The sequence below is a fragment of the Zooshikella harenae genome, from assembly GCF_018837975.1.
Lineage (GTDB): Bacteria > Pseudomonadota > Gammaproteobacteria > Pseudomonadales > Zooshikellaceae > Zooshikella > Zooshikella harenae.
The window spans coordinates 1-932 of the sequence record NZ_JAGSOY010000285.1 but is presented as its reverse complement, the minus strand read 5'-3'; the positions used below and the strand labels follow the sequence as shown (position 1 = coordinate 932).

Here is a 932-nt window from a genome sequence, read left to right as displayed (position 1 = left end):
TCATTTCTTCCAGCCATAGCGCATAAATCTGCTGACAAAAACGCGCCGGAATAATATGCCTGACACTTAAAAAGAATTTCCAGCTCTCCAGCATACTGGCCCGGGCACTGGAATAATTGGTTTTACTAAAATCCCGACTTAATTGTTCAAAACTGATATTTAAACTAGCAGCAATATGCCTTAATAAGGTGTCTTCAAAATTCTCAAAATATGGATTGGATTTAGCAGTTTTTAATTCGAGCTTTTCATTAGGAAATAAATGCGGAATACGAGCGCCGTTATAGCGAATATTCGATGAGCTTTGGTGAAAGCCTTGCACTTGTGTCAGGTAGTTTTTTAACATGTGCTGTGCTTCTGATTCACCACCGCCTAACGCTTGTAATACTGTCTGTGAGTCAAACTCAGATTGAATCACAGCCGCATACATGGCATTCACGATAGCATTTTGTAAGGTGGCATCCTGGAATTGCTCCAGCATTTTTAAGTTGCGTAACGTACTGACAAACACATTAATGCCCCGTGTTTGGTCCGGGCGTTCAGGCTCAAACACATGCAGTATTTGCAGTCTTCCCCATGGCTTGCGTCGTTTTACCCGTTTCCAGAGATAGGCGTCTAACGCTAAATCGACATCACCCGGATGCGCACAACGAATATGGTAAGCAACCGCCTGACCTCTGTTACCGAGTTCAACACCGGCTCTTAAGTGTTGAGTATCGGCCTGTTCAAAGGGATTCGTTAATCGCTCACTGTGGATTAATTTAATACAGGTCTGTGGTCGGTTATTATTTAAAGATCGCCGCCATTCTGCAGAAGCAAGTATCTCGCCTTGACTGGCATAGTGTCGTACCGATTCTCGCGCCATCATGGTCAACGTTCTTTTTTCTTCCGCATCAATCCAGCAATCCGGATCTTCTGCCCAATCGGTAAAACGT

At 43.9% G+C, this 932-nt stretch carries 1 protein-coding gene; it reads right to left on the bottom strand.

The features are described from left to right. Nucleotides 1-932: phage portal protein (locus KCG35_RS25670; RefSeq protein WP_215822699.1), on the bottom strand; the 932-nt coding region annotated here is incomplete at both ends.